16 protein-coding genes are annotated in these 17,786 nt (G+C 61.1%); 12 read left to right on the forward strand and 4 right to left on the reverse strand.

The genetic code is table 11. From position 1 onward, the window contains the following. On the forward strand, nt 1–363 hold a 363-nt coding region (locus tag BN1127_RS20740; protein ID WP_042650718.1), incomplete at its 5' end, for a helix-turn-helix domain-containing protein. Between the two features lie 183 nt (nt 364–546). Further along, nucleotides 547–3,027 carry an alpha-glucosidase gene (ygjK, locus tag BN1127_RS20745; protein ID WP_042650719.1) on the forward strand — a complete coding sequence of 827 codons (2,481 nt, stop codon included), beginning with the start codon at nt 547–549 and terminating at the stop codon, nt 3,025–3,027. A gap of 75 nt (nt 3,028–3,102) precedes the next feature. Here the strand turns inward: ygjK and tyrS are convergent, their stop codons facing one another. Further along, nucleotides 3,103–4,302, reverse strand: coding sequence for a tyrosine--tRNA ligase (gene tyrS, locus BN1127_RS20750; RefSeq protein WP_042650720.1), 1,200 nt, complete (start codon nt 4,300–4,302; stop codon nt 3,103–3,105). 114 nt (nt 4,303–4,416) lie between these two features. Between tyrS and BN1127_RS20755 the strand changes: the two genes are divergently transcribed. Together BN1127_RS20755 and BN1127_RS20760 are read left to right on the forward strand one after the other, a co-directional pair. After that, nucleotides 4,417–5,736 (forward strand): peptidoglycan DD-metalloendopeptidase family protein, encoded by a 1,320-nt coding sequence (locus BN1127_RS20755; protein ID WP_042650721.1) that lies wholly within the window; start codon nt 4,417–4,419, stop codon nt 5,734–5,736. 56 nt (nt 5,737–5,792) lie between these two features. Continuing rightward, nucleotides 5,793–6,917, forward strand: a complete 1,125-nt coding sequence (locus BN1127_RS20760; RefSeq protein WP_042650722.1) for an anhydro-N-acetylmuramic acid kinase — start codon at nt 5,793–5,795, stop codon at nt 6,915–6,917. 78 nt (nt 6,918–6,995) lie between these two features. Here the strand turns inward: BN1127_RS20760 and BN1127_RS22290 are convergent, their stop codons facing one another. Next, on the reverse strand, nt 6,996–7,289 hold the full coding sequence (locus BN1127_RS22290) for a hypothetical protein (protein WP_156139798.1): 294 nt from the start codon (nt 7,287–7,289) through the stop codon (nt 6,996–6,998). A gap of 407 nt (nt 7,290–7,696) precedes the next feature. On the opposite strand from BN1127_RS22290, the gene BN1127_RS20765 reads away from it, so the two are divergent. Next, nucleotides 7,697–8,962, forward strand: a complete 1,266-nt coding sequence (locus BN1127_RS20765; protein WP_042650723.1) for a RidA family protein — start codon at nt 7,697–7,699, stop codon at nt 8,960–8,962. 153 nt (nt 8,963–9,115) lie between these two features. Here the strand turns inward: BN1127_RS20765 and BN1127_RS20770 are convergent, their stop codons facing one another. Together BN1127_RS20770 and tkt are read right to left on the reverse strand one after the other, a co-directional pair. After that, nucleotides 9,116–9,694 (reverse strand): hypothetical protein, encoded by a 579-nt coding sequence (locus BN1127_RS20770; protein WP_042650724.1) that lies wholly within the window; start codon nt 9,692–9,694, stop codon nt 9,116–9,118. 163 nt (nt 9,695–9,857) lie between these two features. Further along, nucleotides 9,858–11,849 carry a transketolase gene (gene tkt / locus BN1127_RS20775; protein ID WP_042650725.1) on the reverse strand — a complete coding sequence of 664 codons (1,992 nt, stop codon included), beginning with the start codon at nt 11,847–11,849 and terminating at the stop codon, nt 9,858–9,860. Between the two features lie 341 nt (nt 11,850–12,190). Here tkt and metK point away from each other — a divergent pair, with 341 nt between their 5' ends. The 7 genes from metK (at nt 12,191) to ruvX (ending at nt 17,747) form a co-directional block, all read left to right on the forward strand. Beyond that, the gene (gene metK, locus BN1127_RS20780; RefSeq protein ID WP_005330558.1) at nt 12,191–13,342 is read left to right on the forward strand and encodes a methionine adenosyltransferase; all 1,152 of its coding nucleotides are present in this window, start codon (nt 12,191–12,193) and stop codon (nt 13,340–13,342) included. A 68-nt stretch (nt 13,343–13,410) separates the two neighbouring features. After that, nucleotides 13,411–13,938: a SprT family zinc-dependent metalloprotease gene (locus BN1127_RS20785; protein WP_042650726.1), complete on the forward strand. Its 528-nt coding sequence runs from the start codon at nt 13,411–13,413 to the stop codon at nt 13,936–13,938. A 73-nt stretch (nt 13,939–14,011) separates the two neighbouring features. Beyond that, nucleotides 14,012–14,704: an endonuclease gene (locus BN1127_RS20790; protein ID WP_042650727.1), complete on the forward strand. Its 693-nt coding sequence runs from the start codon at nt 14,012–14,014 to the stop codon at nt 14,702–14,704. 69 nt (nt 14,705–14,773) lie between these two features. Beyond that, nucleotides 14,774–15,505, forward strand: a complete 732-nt coding sequence (rsmE, locus tag BN1127_RS20795; protein ID WP_042650728.1) for a 16S rRNA (uracil(1498)-N(3))-methyltransferase — start codon at nt 14,774–14,776, stop codon at nt 15,503–15,505. Between the two features lie 51 nt (nt 15,506–15,556). Beyond that, on the forward strand, nt 15,557–16,507 hold the full coding sequence (gene gshB, locus BN1127_RS20800) for a glutathione synthase (protein WP_042650729.1): 951 nt from the start codon (nt 15,557–15,559) through the stop codon (nt 16,505–16,507). A 207-nt stretch (nt 16,508–16,714) separates the two neighbouring features. Next, the gene (locus tag BN1127_RS20805; protein WP_042650730.1) at nt 16,715–17,269 is read left to right on the forward strand and encodes a YqgE/AlgH family protein; all 555 of its coding nucleotides are present in this window, start codon (nt 16,715–16,717) and stop codon (nt 17,267–17,269) included. Between the two features lie 55 nt (nt 17,270–17,324). Continuing rightward, nucleotides 17,325–17,747 (forward strand): Holliday junction resolvase RuvX, encoded by a 423-nt coding sequence (gene ruvX / locus BN1127_RS20810; RefSeq protein WP_025326196.1) that lies wholly within the window; start codon nt 17,325–17,327, stop codon nt 17,745–17,747. Nucleotides 17,748–17,786: the final 39 nt, after the last annotated feature.

Genomic DNA, 17,786 nt, shown 5'->3' on the forward strand with positions numbered 1-17,786 from the left:
AACTGGGACAGCGCCTTTTTTATGGCCGGCCCGCTCCCCGCCGAGTGGCTGACTGACGCCCAGGCCACCCCGCAGAGGAAGCCGCGCCTTGAGATAAGCCCGGCGCTGACATTCTGCTTCGAGCAGGTTTGCTCCATGGCTAGCCGCAAGCTGAGTCAGACCACCCAAACCCAGGTGCGCATGAGCCACGCCCTCACCCTGCTGCAACAGGGATTGAGCCCGCTGGAGGCCGCCCTCGCCTGCGGTTACGACTCTCCCAGCCGCTTCGCCGCCCGCTTCAAGCAGGAGTTCGGCCTGACTCCCCACCAATATTTGCGCACCTGCCCCGCAACTGCCCCGCGATGCCAAGTAAATAGTTACTAAAAACGATTCCTGTGTAACCTCATGTAACCCGGTGATCTCGATCACACGTCTCCCCATCCATACTGTGACGCAGCGCCAATCTTTCCGCTTTCTTTCCCCTAGAATGGCCATGAAAACGTTTTTACTAAAATAAACACAAAAAAGCACCTTCCTTAACCTACAAAATCGTCATTGGAGCGAGATATGTTTCGTAAAAATTTACTTTCCATCGCCCTGGGTGTCGCCCTGTTTGGCCTGGCCGCCTGCAACGGCAATGACTCAAGTGCCCCAACCCCGCCTGGCGCCACCCTGGCGAACCAGTATCGGAACGTGATCGATCGCACCGGCACCCCGCTCCAGTTCCGTGACTTTGACAGCTACTCCAACCTCAAATACAACCCGCTACTCGATCTCGGGGCCTGGCACGGCTTCCTGCTGCCCAAAAGCGACGGCGAATGGGGTGGCTTCACCGGCCCCATGGTGATCGCCGAGGAGTACAGCCTCTTCTTTGCAAGCGAGCTTGACCGGCTCAGCCTGAGCGACGAGAGCGGCCGCGCCTTCCCGCTCACCAGCGCCAGCAAGCATGAGATCTACGCCATCCCCGGCGCCCTGGTGCAGCGCTTCGAGTTCGAGCCCTTCACCCTGGAGCTGGAGCTGCGCTACGGCGATGCTCGCACCGCCCTTATCCGCACCCGTCTGGTGAACAACCAGGATGCGCCCCTCACCCTGACCCTCAACTGGCAGGGGGAGCTGCTCCAGCAGTGGAATGCCAACAAGACGGTCGCCGAGCAGTATCCCGACTGGACCCGCACCATCAGCCAGAGCGAGCAAGGCATCGAGTTCCAGTTCGGCGAACTGCGCAGCACCTGGAACATCATGCAAAGCGGCAGCGCCCGCTATCGCATCGACCGCACCCTGCCGAGCCGCACCACCCTGGACGAGAAGGGGCTCGGCTATGTGAGCGAGGCCAGCCTCACCCTGGCCGCCAAGGGTCAGCAGGATATCTACACCCTGCAGAGCTATGTCCACAGCAGCGAGGAGGCGAGCCGCTTCGAGCAGAGCCGCCAGGCGCTCTTGGCCGACCCGGCCGACGCCTTCGATGCCTCTATTAGTCGCTGGGAGGATTACCTGGCGCGCGGCCTCTCCAACCAGGGCATCCCGGAGTCGGAGCGTCGCATCGCGGTCAAGGCGATGGAGACCCTCAACGGCAACTGGCGCTCGCCGGCTGGCGCCATCCTCCACGACGGGGTCACCCCCTCCAACACGGCCCGCTGGTTCGACGGCGTCTGGGCCTGGGACAGCTGGAAGCACGCCTACGCCATGGCCCACTTCAACCCCGAGGTAGCCAAGAACAACGTGCGCGCCATGTATGACTACCAGGTTCAGCCGGATGACCCGGTGCGTCCGCAGGATGCCGGCATGGTGATCGACGCCGTCTTCTACAACAAGCTGTCGGACAGAGGTGGCGACGGCGGCAACTGGAACGAGCGGGACACCAAGCCGCCGCTCTCCGCCTGGGCAATCTGGGAGATCTACAGCGCCACTAAAGACAAGGCCTTCATCGCCGAGATGTATCCGAAGATCCAGGCCTATCACGACTGGTGGTACAGGGCACGGGACAACAACCGCAACGGCATCATCGAATACGGCGCCACCCGCCACGTCGAGCACAACGACGAGTTCGGCAACATCACCTTCAAGGTGCGATATGGGAGCGGAGTGCCCGCCGGGCTGGATCTCGCGAGCTGTACCGACGAAGGGGACGGTTGGTATGGCTGCGCCGGTATGACGCTCTACCAGCAGGTGCTGAACACAGGCGGGTACGACGAGATGGACATAGGTGCCCAGCACGGTGCTGGCTGGGAGTCCGGCATGGACAACGCCGCCCGCTTCGGCTTCATCGAGCAAGACCAGTTACAACGTTACGCCGACAAGGCCTATGGTGGCGACATCGACAAGGCCCGCCAGGACTGGAACGTCGCCTTCTTCGAAAACCACGAGGACGACGGCAGCCTCATCGGCTTCTCCATCGATCAGGAGTCGGTGGAACTCAACGCCTTCCTCGCCAAGGAGAAGCGCATCCTGGCGGACATGGCAGATCTGCTCGGCAAACCGGACGAAGGGATCCGCTATCGCGAGGGCGCCAGCCAGCTCGCTGGCTACATCAACAGCTGCCTGTTCGATGAGGCCTCTGGCTTCTATTACGATCGCCAGATTGCCCAGGGCGATGTGGCAGATGCCAACGGCTGCGTCGGCAAGCTGCTGACCGCCCGAGGTCGTGGCCCGGAAGGCTGGAGCCCGCTCTGGGCCGAGGTGGCGGACAAAGAAAAAGCGGCTCGGGTGCGCGAGGTGATGCTCAATGCCCAAGAGTTCAACACCAAGGTGCCGCTCGGCACGGCGGCGCTGACCAACCCGGCCTACGACCCCGACATCTACTGGCGCGGCCGGGTCTGGCTGGATCAGTTCTACTTTGGGGTGAAGGGGCTGGAGAACTACGGCTATCGCGACGACGCCCAACTGCTGGTCAACAAGCTGTTTGCCAACGCCGAGGGGCTGGCGGGCAGCGGCCCCATCCGCGAGAACTACAACCCGGAAACCGGCGCCATGCAGGGGGCCAGCAACTTCAGCTGGAGCTCGGCCCATCTCTATATGCTCTATCGCAACTTCCTTAAAACGCAGGGCTGATCCCCGCAGCCCCCGGGAATGACGCAACAAAAAGGCCTCCATCATGGAGGCCTTCTTTCTATCAGCGGATCGCGCTTACTTGACGGTCACCCGGGCAAACTTGCGCTTGCCGACCTGATAGACGGCGGTGCCGGCGCCGACCAGCGCCTTGCCATCCTCCAGCTTGTCGCCGTCACGCTTGACCGCGCCCTGCTTGATCATGCGCAGCGCCTCGGAGGTGGTCTCCACCAGGCCGGCGTCTTTGAGCAGGTTGGCAATCGCCAGGCCTTCCCCTTCCAGGGCCAGTTCGACCTCCGGCATCTCGTCCGGGATGGCGTTCTTGGAGAAGCGCTGGGTGAAGTCTTCGTGGGCCGCTTCGGTCGCCGCTTCGTCGTGGTAGCGGGTGATGATCTCTTTCGCCAGCCAGATCTTCACGTCGCGCGGGTTCAGGGTACCGGCTTCGATGCCGGCCTTGAAGCCTTCGATGTCCGCCAGCGGGCGGGAGGAGAGCAGCTCGTAGTAGTTCCACATCAGGGTGTCGGTGATGGACATGATCTTGCCGAACATCTCCCCCGGGGCATCGTGCACGCCGATGTAGTTGGCGGCGGACTTGGACATCTTCTTGACGCCGTCCAGCCCCACCAAGAGCGGCATCATCAGCACGCACTGGGCGGCCATGCCGGCATCTTTTTGCAGCTCGCGGCCCATCAGCAGGTTGAATTTCTGATCGGTACCGCCGAGCTCCACGTCCGCTTTCAGCGCGACCGAGTCATAGCCTTGCAGCAGAGGATAGAGGAATTCGTGAATGGCGATGGACTGACCGCCGCTGTAGCGCTTCTTGAAGTCGTCGCGCTCCATCATGCGGGCCACTGTCTGCTTGGCCGCCAGCTTGATCATGCCGGTCGCGCCGAGCTCGCCGAGCCAGCTGGAGTTGTACTCGATCCGAGTCTTCGCGGGATCCAGGATCTTGAACGCCTGCTCCGCATAGGTGAGGGCGTTGTGCTTGATGGCCTCTTCGGAGAGCGGCGGGCGGGTGCTGTTCTTGCCGGAGGGATCCCCCACCATGGCGGTGAAGTCACCGATCAGCAGAATGATCTCGTGGCCCAGATCCTGGAAGGTCTTCAGCTTGTTGAGGATCACGGTGTGACCCAGGTGAATGTCCGGAGCCGTCGGGTCCATCCCCAGCTTGATGCGCAGCGGGCGCCCTTCCTTCAACTTGGCGACAAGTTCTTCTTCAACCAGAATTTCTTCCGCTCCGCGCTTGATCTCGGCTAGCGCCACCTCGAGCTGGGACATTTTTTGACTCTCCAATCACGATTCCACAGGGCCAGACATATTACTGGAATGGCAGGCCAATTGGAAAGGCGGTAAACTCCGACCTTCTTCTGGGTTCAACTTCGTCAGCTTCTCATGGTCATTTGGCACGCCTTCAACTCTCTTCCTACCTGGCACCGCAAGATGGTGCTTATTCTGAGCATCCTGGTGATGATGCTGGCAGCCTGGCCAAGCGAACAGGCCGTCGCCACCCGGGTCGATGACAACGGCAACGAGCTTGCCCTGCGCCAGCCCGCCGACGCGGCCGCCGCAAACGATGAACTCGAGGCCGCGCAGCCCCTCACCCCGCCCAAGCCGCGCTACATCACCAAGCAGGTGAAGGTGCGCCGGGGCGACAACATGGGGGTCATCTTCCAGCGCATTGGCCTGAGCACGACGGACCTGCACCTGATCGATCAGCTCGATGGCAGCGATCCCCTGCGGATGCTGCAGCCGGGGCAGGAGCTCACCTTCAAGCTTACCGAACAGGGCGAGCTGCACAGCCTCTATTACCCCCACAGCCTGGAACAGGCGCTCAAGGTGAGCCGCAAGGACGACAGCTTCGTCGCCAGGTCGGTCAAGCTCGAGCTCGACACCCGCGAGCAGGTGGCGAAGGGAGAGATCCGATCCAGCTTCTGGGGCGCCGCCAGCGAGGCAGGCATGACGGAGGATCAGATCATGGACCTGGCCGCCATCTTCGGCTGGGACATCGATTTTGCCCAGGACCTGCAGCCGGGAGACAGCTTCCGGGTGGTCTACGAAGACAAGTTTCAGGATGACGAACGGGTCGCCTCCGGTGACATCCTGGCGGCCGAGTTCATCAACCAGGGGGCCATCTATCGCGCAGTGCTGAACCAGGATGGCAACTACTACACCCCGGAAGGCAAGGCGATGCGCAAGAGCTTCCTGCGCGCCCCGGTCAACTTCAAATACATCAGCTCCAACTTCAACCCGCGTCGCCTGCACCCGGTCACCGGCAAGGTGCGCCCCCACAACGGCATCGACTACGTGGCGCCCGTGGGTACCCCCATCATGGCGGCGGGGGGCGGCAGCGTGGTGGCGGCCGGTTACAACCAGTTCAACGGCAACTATGTCTTTATCAAGCACGCCGGCAACTATGTGACCAAGTACCTGCACCTCTCCAAGCGCACCGTGAACAAGGGGCAGCGGGTGAAACAGGGGCAGACCATAGGCCTGCTGGGAGGCACCGGCCGCGTCACGGGCCCGCACCTGCACTATGAATTCGTGGTGGGCGGCGTGCACAAGAACCCGCGCACCCTCAACTTGCCCCAGGCCGAGACCCTCACCGGGCGCGCACTGGCCAGCTTCAAGGCACAGGCCAGACCGCAACTGGCCAAGCTTGACAGCACGGACCTGCAACTGGCCCAGAACCAGCGGGACAGCAACGGCAGCTAAGAGTCGCCCCACTGCCATCGTGGCTGCTGTAAATGAACAGATAACAAGGAGAGGCCATGAGCGAGCGCTATATCGGATTGATGTCGGGTACCAGCATGGATGGCATCGATGCCGTGCTGGTCACTCTGGATGGGGAAACTCTTCGGGTGGAGGCGGCGCTCTGCCACCCCTGGCCAGAGGCAACGGCGCGCGAGCTTCACGCCCTCTGCACCCCGGGGGAGAACGAAATAGACCGCATGGGTGTGGCCGACAATCGCGTGGCGCAGGAATTTGCCGCCGCCACCCTGGCGCTGCTTGCCAAGGCAGGGCGTGAGCCCAAGGATATCCGCGCCATCGGCTCCCACGGCCAGACAGTGCGCCACCGCCCCCAGCTCGGCTTTACCTTGCAGATCGGCAATGCGGCCCTGCTGGCGGCGCTGACCGGCATCGACGTCATTGCCGATTTTCGCACCCTGGACATGGCCCTCGGCGGTCAGGGGGCGCCGCTGGTGCCCGCCTTCCATCAGGCCATTTTTGCCAAACCGGGCGCCCTGCGGGTGGTGCTGAACCTCGGCGGCATCGCCAATATCTCTGTGTTGCCGGGCCATGCCGACGGGGGCTCTGGTTCAGGGGTATATGGCTTCGATACCGGTCCCGCCAACACCCTGCTCGATGGCTGGTATCGCCGCCATCAGCCCGACGGCGGCAGCTATGACGCCGGTGGCCAGTGGGCGGCCAGCGGCCAGCTTGTTCCCGAGCTGCTAGCCAAACTGCTGGCTCACCCCTACTTCACCGCCCCCGCCCCCAAGAGCACGGGTCGGGAGATGTTCACCCTGAAGTGGCTAGACCACGAGCTGGCAGGCACGGCATACGCCCCGGTGGATGTACAGCGCACCCTGCAGGCGCTGACCTGCCACAGCATAGCCCGCCAGCTGCCCGCAGTGGATGAGACGCAAACCAGGCCAGAGCTGTTCGTCTGCGGCGGCGGCGCCCACAACGGTCCCCTGCTGGCGGAACTCGCCGCCCTGCTGCCCCGCTGGCGCCTTACCAGCACGGCTGAGCTCGGGCTAGCCCCCGACTGGGTGGAAGGGGCCGCGTTTGCCTGGCTGGCACAGCGCTTCATGACGCGCCAGCCCGGCAACCTGCCCGCCGTCACCGGCGCCAGCCGACCGGCGGTGCTGGGCGCACTCTACCCCGCCTGAGCGGGCAACCTGCGCACACGCACAGAGAGGGCGGCACATGCCGCCCTCTCTGTCATTGTCCGGCTCTGCCGGCAGACGTTATCGACCGTGTTCATCCCCCTTCTTTTCCCGCTGCAATTTCATTGCATAAATCTGGATGTCATATGCAGCCCGTATTGGTTGATTGCAGCGGCTCGCTTGCGTCAATGACATCGTCGTCATGCAGCCTGGGTGAATGATATTTCCCGCCGCTGTTTCAAGGGTCGAAAACGGGCACTGGCTAACATATTTTTGATGTTGCTGACAGCCCCATCCATGGGCATAAAATGCATAGCCATTCATATTGGAGTGCATGAACAGCAAAATATTGCCGATGATTAACCCTTTATTCACAGAATTGATCAACGATGGCCCGGTACAAACCCACGTACTGCGGCCATTTCCCTTATAAGGCGCGTTATGACACCCGGTCAGCCGTTATATATGGTGAATTGAACCGCATTTTAGCTATATTTCAGAGCATTGAGCCACCTCATAGAAATGCGATCCCGGTTTGCATCCCCTGGTCGGCCCCCCATAGAATCCCCCTGTCTGAATCATCAACCCGATCCATTTCTCCATCAGCCGCTCGCCCACGCAGGCGACGTCGAAGCCAGACTCGAAACAGCGATGACTGTTTTCCGTATCACCCGTCGTCATTCGTCGGGAACGGGCAACTGTTGCCGAAATAAAGCGAGGTGTGCGGCAAACGAGGAAGGAAGGCGTTGACCCTACATCAATAAAGAGAAAGGAGTATCGCCATGAGTGGTACCATCATCAAATCCGCCAGAAATACCCCCAATGCACCGCAGGATCTGGGCCCCTGCACCCAGAGCGTGGCCTTCTCCCACTACAACAATATTTCCGCCCAGCTCCCCGTCGATACCAAGACAGGCAAACTGGTGAGTGGCGATATCCAAGCCCAGGCCAGACAGTGCCTGACCAATATCCAGGCCATAGTCCAGAGCATCGGCCACGTCATGGACGACATGGTGAAAGTCACCCTCTTCCTCAAAGACATGGGGGATCTGGAGGCGGTCGACGCCGTCTATCGGGAATTTTTCCCCCACCATCTGCCAACCCGCACCGTGCTCGCCGTGGCCGGTCTGCCGCTCGGTGCAGCCGTCCAGATGGACGCCCTGCTCTCCAATGGGGAAGGCACCTTCCCGCAGGCACCCTGCCCGCTGGTGAAACTCTCCCGCAACAGCGACAAGGCACCGCAGGATCCGCTCTCGACCCATACCGTCGCCTTCTCCCACTACAACAATATCGGTGCCCAGCTGCCGGTGGATGCCACCACCGGCCAGCTGGTTGCCGGCGGCATCCAGGAGCAGGCGGCCCAGTGCCTGCGCAACATCAAAAACGTGCTGGAGAGCATAGATGTGCCGTTTGACGATATCGTCAAGGTCACCGTCTATCTGACCAGCCTGGTGGATCTGGACGCCGTCAACGAGGTTTACCGCACCTTCTTCCCGGACTCCGCCATCGCCCGCGCCGTCGCCTATCTGCCGGCCCGCAGCGTGATCGCGGCCTCCGCCCTGCCGCAGGGTGCCAGGGTGCAGATGGATGCGGTGATCTCCCACGGTGACGGCACTCCGCCGCAGCTGGTAGAAGACAGACACAATCTGGTGATCAGCGCCCGCAATACCGACAAGGCGCCGCGCAGCCCCCTGCACACCCAGACTGTCGCCTTCTCCCACTACAACCATATCGCCGGCCAACTGCCGCTCGACATGGCCACAGGCAAAGTGCTGACCGGCTGTATCCGTGAGCAGACCGCCCAGTGCCTCGGCCATATCAAGACCATCGTCGAGAGTATCGGCCACGTGATGGACGATATCGTCAAGGTCAATATCCAGGTGAAGAACATCGAGGATCTGGACGCAGTAAACGCCATCTATACCAAATACTTCCCGAACTATCTGCCCGCCCGCACCGTCATTGGGGTGAGCGAGTTGCCCGCCGGCGCCCTGGTGCAGATTGATGCGGTGATGTCCAACGCGGAAAGTACCCCGCCGCAGGCGTAAGACATGCCCTGAATAATAAAAAGAGACCGGCTATATGTCGGTCTCTTTTTTGGTAACAGGAAAGAATATTATTTTTATGGCATCAACGTAAAGAACGCGAACGTTCGATTACGCTTCGCTAATCGAACCTACGAGACAATAATATTTTCACGCTTAATCTTTCTCTATCGCTTTTTTAATTCCATTGTAATAATAACCGTCTTCAGGCTCTTGACCAAATGCGATCTGCATTATCATCTTAATCATCATAACTGTCCCGATTTTAATGCCGTTCTCATCTACCTCTGCACCTGAGTAATCTGGGTGGATTGATGACTCATAATTTATGACCCAGTAAACACCAATTTTGTTTGTGACCTCAAGCATTCTATTAAAAATACTAGCATCAACTTCATGATCTGGCTCTGATATGAATTTAGGTAAATTATGTGCAATTTCATTACGATGTTCTCTTGCTTTTTCAAAGCACTCAATATCTATATCGCTTATAGCACCTTGATCTTTGAACCATAACAATGAGGCTTTAAGAGGGCTCTGGTTAAAAGACATAACCTCCTTTGAGTATTCCTCACTTAGAGTCTCACCATTGATTCCCCAGTGATCAGTAAAAAAATCTCTTGGTTTTGATATAATAAAATCTCTACACATTTCATATGATGATATATATACAGAAGCGCTCATTAAGTTCTCTCGCAACTTCTTTGGATTTGTTAGCTTTTCCCATGCTTCCATAACTATATCTCCAAGAAATTAAATTGAAGGATAACTCACTTTATAAGCTGCTATAACAAACTTTTAATATTATATTTCAAGCTCATAAAAAAGCCCCCCATCTTGCGATGGAGGGCATTTTATCGTTCAGGCTATTAGGCCAGTGCGACCCAATGGTCAGCGATTACAGGGACTCTGCAGTCGCAACCACGTTTTCCACGGTAAAGCCGAATTCCTTGAACAGCAGCTCGGCCGGGGCGGACTCACCGAAGGTGGTCATGCCGATGATCTTGCCGCCGAAGCCCACGTACTTGTACCAGTAGTCGGCGATGCCCGCTTCGATGGCGACACGCTTGGTGACGCTGGACGGCAGGACGGACTCCTTGTACTCGGCAGATTGGGCGTCGAACACGTCGGTGGCCGGCAGGGAGACCACACGCACGGCGCGGCCCTTGGCAGTCAGCTGCTCGTAAGCTGCAACGGCCAGCTCCACTTCGGAACCGGTGGCGATCAGGAGAAGCTCCGGGGTACCGGCGCAATCCTTCAGCACATAGCCACCCTTGGCCACATCGGCCAACTGCTGGGCGGTGCGGTCCATCTGGGGCAGGTTCTGACGGGAGAAGATCAGGGAGGTCGGACCGTCGGTACGCTCGATGGCGTGCTTCCAGGCGATGGCGGACTCTACCTGGTCACAGGGGCGCCAGGTGCTCATGTTCGGGGTCAGACGCAGGGAGGCGATCTGCTCGACCGGCTGGTGAGTCGGGCCATCTTCACCCAGACCGATGGAGTCGTGGGTGTAAACGAAGATGGCACGCTGCTTCATCAGGGCGGCCATGCGCAGGGCGTTGCGGGCGTACTCCATGAACATCAGGAAGGTGGCGCCGTAGGGGATGAAACCACCGTGCAGGGCGATACCGTTCATGATGGCGGACATGGCGAACTCGCGCACACCGTAGTGAATGTAGTTGCCGGAGGCATCTTCATTGGTCAGGGACTTGGAGCCGGACCACATGGTCAGGTTGGACGGGGCCAGGTCGGCGGAACCACCCATGAACTCCGGCAGCAGCTTGCCGAAGGCTTCCAGAGCGTTCTGGGAGGCCTTGCGGGTGGCGATCTTGGCCGGGTTGGCTTGCAGAGTCTCGATGATCTTGGCGGACTCTGCGGCCCAGTTGGCCGGCAGCTCGCCAGTGGTGCGACGCTTGAATTCGGCGGCCAGGGCCGGGTGCGCGGCTTCATAGGCGGCAAACTTGGCAGCCCAGTCGGATTCGAGCTTGGTGCCCTTTTCTTGCGCATTCCACTCGGCGGCGATCTCGGACGGGATGACGAACGGTGCGTGGTCCCATTTCAGGAAGGCACGGGCGGCGGCGATCTCGTCGTTGCCCAGCGGTGAGCCGTGGCAGTCGTGGGAGCCGGACTTGTTCGGGGAACCGTAACCGATGATGGTGCGGCAGCAGATCAGGGTCGGCTTGCCGGTCTCGGCCTTGGCGGCTTCGATGGCGGCATTGATGGCTTCCGGGCTGTGACCGTCAACGGCCGGGATGACGTGCCAGCCGTAGGCTTCGAAACGCTTGGGGGTGTCGTCGGTGAACCAGCCTTCCACGTGACCGTCGATGGAGATACCGTTGTCATCCCAGAACGCGATCAGTTTGCCCAGCTGCAGGGTACCGGCCAGGGAGCAAGCCTCGTGGGAGATACCTTCCATCAGGCAGCCGTCGCCCATGAAGGCGTAGGTGTAATGGTCAACGATGTCGTGACCCGGCTGGTTGAACTGCTCGGCCATGGCCTTCTCGGCGATCGCCATGCCCACGGCATTGGTGATGCCCTGACCCAGCGGGCCAGTGGTGGTCTCGATGCCAGGGGCATAACCGTACTCCGGGTGACCCGGGGTGCGAGAGTGCAGTTGGCGGAAGTTTTTCAGATCATCGATGGAGAGGTCGTAACCGGAGAGATGCAGCAGGGAGTAAAGCAGCATGGAGCCGTGGCCGTTGGACAGCACGAAGCGGTCACGGTCGGCCCACTTGGGGTTATTCGGGTTGTGCTTGAGGTGGCCACGCCACAGCACTTCGGCGATATCTGCCATTCCCATGGGGGCGCCCGGGTGACCGGAGTTGGCTTTTTGAACGGCATCCATACTCAATGCGCGAATGGCATTGGCAAGCTCTTTACGAGAAGGCATCTGTATCTCCTGCGATTGCTTCATTTGATGGCCAAGATTAAGGCGCGTTATTGTCCCAGCAGGGCGGGCGCGGTGCAAATATTATCTGGGCGAATAAAGTGGCTTTGGGAGCACAATCGCTTTTCTGGCCCGGGAAAACGATTCAATCCGCCCCCTCCCTTACCTCCATGGAGGTGGATCCAGGCTGCACCTTGGCCCGGCCGGGTCCAACCCCAAATAGTGCTGGCAATCACCCTGTGACCTAATTAAAATAGACGTCCAGATGTAGATACCTCTACAGTCATCCTGTCATTTTCCGGTTATGGCCAAGGCGATAACCCCATACGAATCGAGAACCAATCATGGCAAAGCTGTTTACTTCCGAGTCGGTCTCCGAAGGCCATCCCGATAAAATCGCCGACCAGATCTCCGATGCGGTGCTGGACGCCATCCTGGTGCAAGACACCAAGGCCCGCGTCGCCTGCGAGACTCTGGTCAAGACCGGCATGGTGATGGTGGCCGGCGAAGTAACCACCTCTGCCTGGGTCGACATCGAGCAGATCGTGCGCGACACCGTGCGCGAGATAGGTTACACCCACTCCGACATGGGCTTCGATGCCGACTCCTGCGCCGTGCTGAACGCCATCGGCAAGCAGTCCCCTGACATCAACCAGGGTGTGGATCGTACCGATCCGCTGGAGCAGGGCGCCGGTGACCAGGGCCTGATGTTCGGCTATGCCACCAACGAAACCGACGTGCTGATGCCCGCCCCCATCACCTACTCCCACCTGCTGGTGAAGCGTCAGGCCGAAGTGCGCAAGAACGGCACCCTGCCGTGGCTGCGCCCGGATGCCAAGAGCCAGCTCACCTTCGCCTACGACAGCGAAGGCAAGATCCTGGGTGTGGATGCCGTGGTGCTCTCTACCCAGCATTGCGACTCCATCAGCCACAAGGATCTGGTGGAAGCGGTGCGCGAGGAGATCATCAAGCCGGTGCTGCCGGCCGAGTGGATCAACAAGGACACCAAGTACTTCATCAACCCGACCGGCCGTTTCGTCATCGGCGGCCCCATGGGTGACTGCGGTCTGACCGGTCGCAAGATCATCGTCGACACCTACGGCGGCATGGCCCGTCACGGTGGTGGCGCCTTCTCCGGCAAAGACCCTTCCAAAGTGGACCGTTCTGCCGCCTACGCCGCCCGCTATGTGGCCAAGAACATCGTTGCCGCCGGTCTGGCTGCCCGCTGTGAAGTCCAGGTTTCCTACGCCATCGGCGTGGCCGAGCCGACCTCCATCAGCGTCGAGACCTTCGGCACCGGCAAGGTAGCCGAGGAGCTGCTGGTCAAGCTGGTGCGCGAGTTCTTCGAGCTGCGCCCCTACGGCCTCATCGAGATGCTGGATCTCAAGCGTCCCATCTACCAGGCAACTGCCGCCTACGGCCACTTCGGCCGTGACGAGTTCCCCTGGGAGAAGACCGACAAGGCCGCTCTGCTGCGCGACGCCGCCGGTCTGTAAGGCTGGTCGTTGTGATAAAAGGGGAGCCTGGCTCCCCTTTTGCTTATCCGCTACCCGACGAGATCTCGATGTCTGCCACCAGAGTCCAACTCGACGCTTCCCTGCTCCAGCTGCTGCACCAGCGGGTCGACGCCTGCTTAGTGCAGGCGGAGGCACGCCTCGGCCGCCCCTTCCCGCGCCCGCAGATCCACTGCAACATGCGGGGCCGGGCGGCGGGGTCAGCGCGGCTGCAAACCTGGGAGTTGCGCTTCAACCCCGCCCTCTATCAGGCCAACCAGCAGGCCTTTCTGGCCGAGGTGGTGCCCCATGAGGTGGCGCACCTGCTGGTCTATGCGCTCTGGGGGGAAGGACGCGGCAAGTCGCGGGTGCTGCCCCACGGCCGCCAGTGGCAGTCAGTGATGCGGGAGGTGTTTGCGCTCGCCCCCAACACCACCCACAGCTTCGATCTCGCCGTGCTGGTCCAGCGCACCCATGCCTACGCCTGTGCCTGCCAGCAGCATCAGCTCTCGGTGCGTCGTCACAACAAGGTGGTGCGCGGCGAGGCCCGCTATCACTGCCGCCGCTGTCGCCAGCCCCTGGTGCTGACAGCGGATTGAGTCAACCCGTGTCGCGCCCCTGTGATAGGGTACGCGGCTTCTTCATTCACTCGTTTCATTGCCAAGGATCTTCATGTTTCGCCCTCTGATTTCCCTCTGCCTAGCCCTGCTGGTCAGTGCCCCGGCCCATGCCCAGGTCCCCCAGACCTTTCGCGCCGCCAAGCAGGATCTGAACAAGCTCTATCAGAGCCACCCCACCACCTTCTATTGCGGCTGCAACATCAAGTTCAGCGGCAAACAGATGGCCCCGGACTGGGAGAGCTGCGGCTACCTGCCGCGCAAGCAGGCCAATCGTGCCTCTCGTATCGAGTGGGAGCACGTGGTGCCCGCCTGGGAGTTCGGCCACCAGCTCCAGTGCTGGCAGGAGGGCGGGCGCAAGAACTGCGGCAAGAGTGACGAGTTCAACAAGATGGAGGGGGACATGCACAACCTCTTCCCCGCCATCGGCGAGGTGAACGGCGATCGGGCCAACTACCGCTTCTCCGACTGGAACGGCAAGCCGAACCAGTACGGCAAGTGCCAGATGCTGGTGGACTTCAAGGATCGCCGGGTGCAGCCGCCCAAGGGGCCGGTGCGCGGCCAGATAGCCCGCGCCTACCTCTACATGGGCCAGCAGTATGGGCTGCGCCTGGCCGCCCAACAGCGTAAACTGTTCGAGGCCTGGGACAGGCAGTACCCGGCCGACCGCTGGGAGTGCGAGCGCAACAGCCGCATCGGCAAACTGCAGGGCAATACCAACCCCTTCATTGAAAAGCAGTGCCAATAGCCCCATTTGACAGGGAGGGTCACCCCTCCCATCACCCAACGCGTTCAAGCCAAGAGACTGTGATCAGCCATGCGCATTCCACGTATCTATGAACCGGCCGCCCTGCAGGTGGGCCAGACTCTCGCCCTGTCGGAAGACGGTGCCAACCACATCGGCCGGGTGCTGCGGATGCAGCCGGGTCAGCAGCTCGAGCTGTTCAACGGCGACGGCAACCAATATGCCGCCACCATCACTGCCGTCGGCAAGAAGTCGGTGGAGGTGCACATCGACAGCTGCGAGGCCCGCTCGGTGGAGTCCCCCTTCGCCATCCATCTGGGCCAGGTGATCAGCCGTGGCGACAAGATGGACTTCACCATCCAGAAATCCGTGGAGCTCGGCGTCACCTGCATCACCCCGCTCTTCTCCGAGCGCTGTGGCGTCAAGCTGCCCGCCGATCGGCTGGAGAAGAAGCGCGAGCAGTGGCAGAAGGTGGTGATCAGCGCCTGCGAGCAGTGCGGCCGCAATGTAGTGCCCGAGGTACGCATGCCCATGGAGCTGGACGCCTGGCTGGCGGAAGAGACCCAGGAGCTCAAGCTCAACCTGCACCCGCGCGCCCCTTACAGCATCAACACCCTGCCGGTCCCCGAGCACGGGGTGCGGCTGCTGATCGGCCCGGAAGGGGGCTTGTCCAGCGACGAGATCGCCCGTACCGTGCAAGAGGATTTCAAGGAGATGCTGCTGGGGCCGCGGGTGCTGCGCACCGAAACCGCCGCCCTGACCGCCATCACTGCGCTGCAGTGCCGCTTCGGCGATCTCGCCTGAAACAGGTTTTAAGAATCTCACTCGCAATCGAGCCACCAGAAGGAATCTCGGATGACCATCAAACTCGGCATCGTGATGGACCCCATCTCGGCCATCAACATCAAGAAGGACTCCAGCTTCGCCATGCTCGAAGAGGCGCAAAAGCGTGGCTATGAGCTCTTCTATCTGGAGATGAAGGATCTTTACATGCAGGCCGGTCGCGCCTTTGGCACCATGCGCCCGCTGACCGTCAAGCATGACTACGCCCACTGGTTCAGCCTGGGCGAGGTGATCGATCAGCCGCTCTCCAGCCTGGACGTGATCCTGATGCGCAAGGATCCCCCCTTCGACACCGAGTTCATCTACGCCACCTACATGCTGGAGCGAGCCGAGGACGAGGGTTGCCTCATCGTCAACAAGCCCCAGAGCCTGCGCGACGCCAACGAGAAGCTCTACACCGCCTGGTTTGCCGAGCACACCCCGACCACCCTGGTCACTCGCCGTGCCGACAAGCTGCGCGCCTTCCACGCCGAGCACAAGGACGTGATCCTGAAGCCCCTGGATGGCATGGGCGGCGCCTCCATCTTCCGCATGAAGGAAGATGATGCCAACGTGGGGGTCATCATCGAAACCCTCACCGCCCACGGCAGCCAGTACTGCATGGCCCAGACCTTCCTGCCCGCCATCAAGGACGGCGACAAGCGGGTGCTGGTGGTGGACGGCGAGCCCGTGCCCTACTGCCTGGCCCGCATTCCGGCCCAGGGAGAGACCCGTGGCAACCTGGCGGCCGGCGGCCGCGGCGAGGCGCGCCCCTTGAGCGAGGCAGATTGGGCCATTGCCCGTGCTGTCGGCCCCACCCTGAAAGAGAAGGGGCTCATCTTCGTCGGGCTCGACATCATAGGCGATCGCCTGACCGAGATTAACGTCACCAGCCCGACCTGCATCCGCGAAATCGAGGCGGCCTTCCCGGTGCATATCACCGGCATGTTGATGGATGCCATCGAACGCCGGCTGGGACAGTGACCCTGATTGACGGGCCGGGGAATGCCCCCTCGAAGCCGTCACCCAGACAGTGACACCACAGGGGCCAACGCGGCCCCTGCTCTTTTCGGTTGCGTGACGATGTGAGCCAGCGCCCGGACTTCCGGTTTCTCTGCGCGAAAAAGCGGTTTTGCCCGCCGCCGTCAACTGCCATAATCACCCCAAATACCTTTGCACTCTTTGATATCTATGCAAACACTGCAAAACCATTTTCTGCTCGCCATGCCGAGCCTCACGGACGCCTACTTCGAACGTTCCTTGGTCTATCTGTGCGAGCACAACAGCGAGGGAGCCATGGGACTGGTGGTCAACATCCCGGTGGACATGTCCCTGGACGCCATGCTGACCAAGCTCAAGCTGAGCCCACCCGCCACCGCCGAGATGAAACAGCCGGTGCTGCAGGGGGGCCCGGTCCATGCTGATCGCGGCTTCGTGCTGCACAGCTTCCGGCCCGGCTTCAACTCCACCCTGCAGGTGAGCGACGAGATGATGGTCACCACCTCCAAGGACATCCTCGAGACCCTGGGCACGGACGAGGCGCCGGACCACTGGCTGGTGGCGCTGGGCTATGCCGGCTGGAGCGCAGGGCAGCTCGAGCAGGAGCTGGTGGATGGCGCCTGGCTGGTGATCCCCCCCAACCCCAGGCTGGTGTTCGACACCCCCATTCACCAGCGCTGGCAGCAGGCCGCCGCCAGCATAGGCGTCAATCCCCTGCATCTATCCAGCCAGGTGGGGCACAGCTAGCCTTCTCCAAGCGGGCCCCCGGGCCCCTTCTACACATCCAGTTTTAAGGAACTCCATGTCATCACGCAGCATCATGGGCTTTGACTACGGCACCAAGAGCATCGGCGTCGCCATCGGCCAGGAGCTCACGGGCACGGCCCAACCCCTTCGTTCCCTCAAGGCCAACGACGGCATTCCCAACTGGGACGAAATTGAAAAGTTGCTCAAGGAGTGGCAGCCGGATCTGCTCATCGTCGGCCTGCCACTGAACATGGATGGCACGGATCAGGAGATCACGGTACGGGCCCGCAAGTTTGGCAACCGCCTCCATGGCCGCTTCGGCAAGCCGGTGGAGTTCAAGGACGAGCGGCTCACCACCACGGATGCCCGCGCCCGCCTGTTCGAGCGCGGCGGCTACAAGGCGCTGGACAAGGGCAGCGTGGACGGGGTCTCCGCCCAGCTAATCGTCGAAGCCTGGATGGAAGAGCAATACGGTTGAACCCGGGGGCCGGCCAGGCCCCCTGCATCAGGCATCTCC

Source organism: Aeromonas media, assembly GCF_000819985.1.
Taxonomy (GTDB): Bacteria; Pseudomonadota; Gammaproteobacteria; order Enterobacterales; family Aeromonadaceae; genus Aeromonas; species Aeromonas media.

Bases quoted from the DNA above. Each gene is read 5' to 3' on its own strand.
- ygjK (WP_042650719.1), top strand. From the start codon at position 547: ATGTTTCGTAAAAATTTACTTTCCATCGCCCTGGGTGTCGCCCTGTTT.
- tyrS (WP_042650720.1), bottom strand. From the start codon at position 4,302: ATGTCCCAGCTCGAGGTGGCGCTAGCCGAGATCAAGCGCGGAGCGGAA.
- BN1127_RS20755 (WP_042650721.1), top strand. From the start codon at position 4,417: ATGGTCATTTGGCACGCCTTCAACTCTCTTCCTACCTGGCACCGCAAG.
- BN1127_RS20760 (WP_042650722.1), top strand. From the start codon at position 5,793: ATGAGCGAGCGCTATATCGGATTGATGTCGGGTACCAGCATGGATGGC.
- BN1127_RS20765 (WP_042650723.1), top strand. From the start codon at position 7,697: ATGAGTGGTACCATCATCAAATCCGCCAGAAATACCCCCAATGCACCG.
- BN1127_RS20770 (WP_042650724.1), bottom strand. From the start codon at position 9,694: ATGGAAGCATGGGAAAAGCTAACAAATCCAAAGAAGTTGCGAGAGAAC.
- tkt (WP_042650725.1), bottom strand. From the start codon at position 11,849: ATGCCTTCTCGTAAAGAGCTTGCCAATGCCATTCGCGCATTGAGTATG.
- metK (WP_005330558.1), top strand. From the start codon at position 12,191: ATGGCAAAGCTGTTTACTTCCGAGTCGGTCTCCGAAGGCCATCCCGAT.
- BN1127_RS20785 (WP_042650726.1), top strand. From the start codon at position 13,411: ATGTCTGCCACCAGAGTCCAACTCGACGCTTCCCTGCTCCAGCTGCTG.
- BN1127_RS20790 (WP_042650727.1), top strand. From the start codon at position 14,012: ATGTTTCGCCCTCTGATTTCCCTCTGCCTAGCCCTGCTGGTCAGTGCC.
- rsmE (WP_042650728.1), top strand. From the start codon at position 14,774: ATGCGCATTCCACGTATCTATGAACCGGCCGCCCTGCAGGTGGGCCAG.
- gshB (WP_042650729.1), top strand. From the start codon at position 15,557: ATGACCATCAAACTCGGCATCGTGATGGACCCCATCTCGGCCATCAAC.
- BN1127_RS20805 (WP_042650730.1), top strand. From the start codon at position 16,715: ATGCAAACACTGCAAAACCATTTTCTGCTCGCCATGCCGAGCCTCACG.
- ruvX (WP_025326196.1), top strand. From the start codon at position 17,325: ATGTCATCACGCAGCATCATGGGCTTTGACTACGGCACCAAGAGCATC.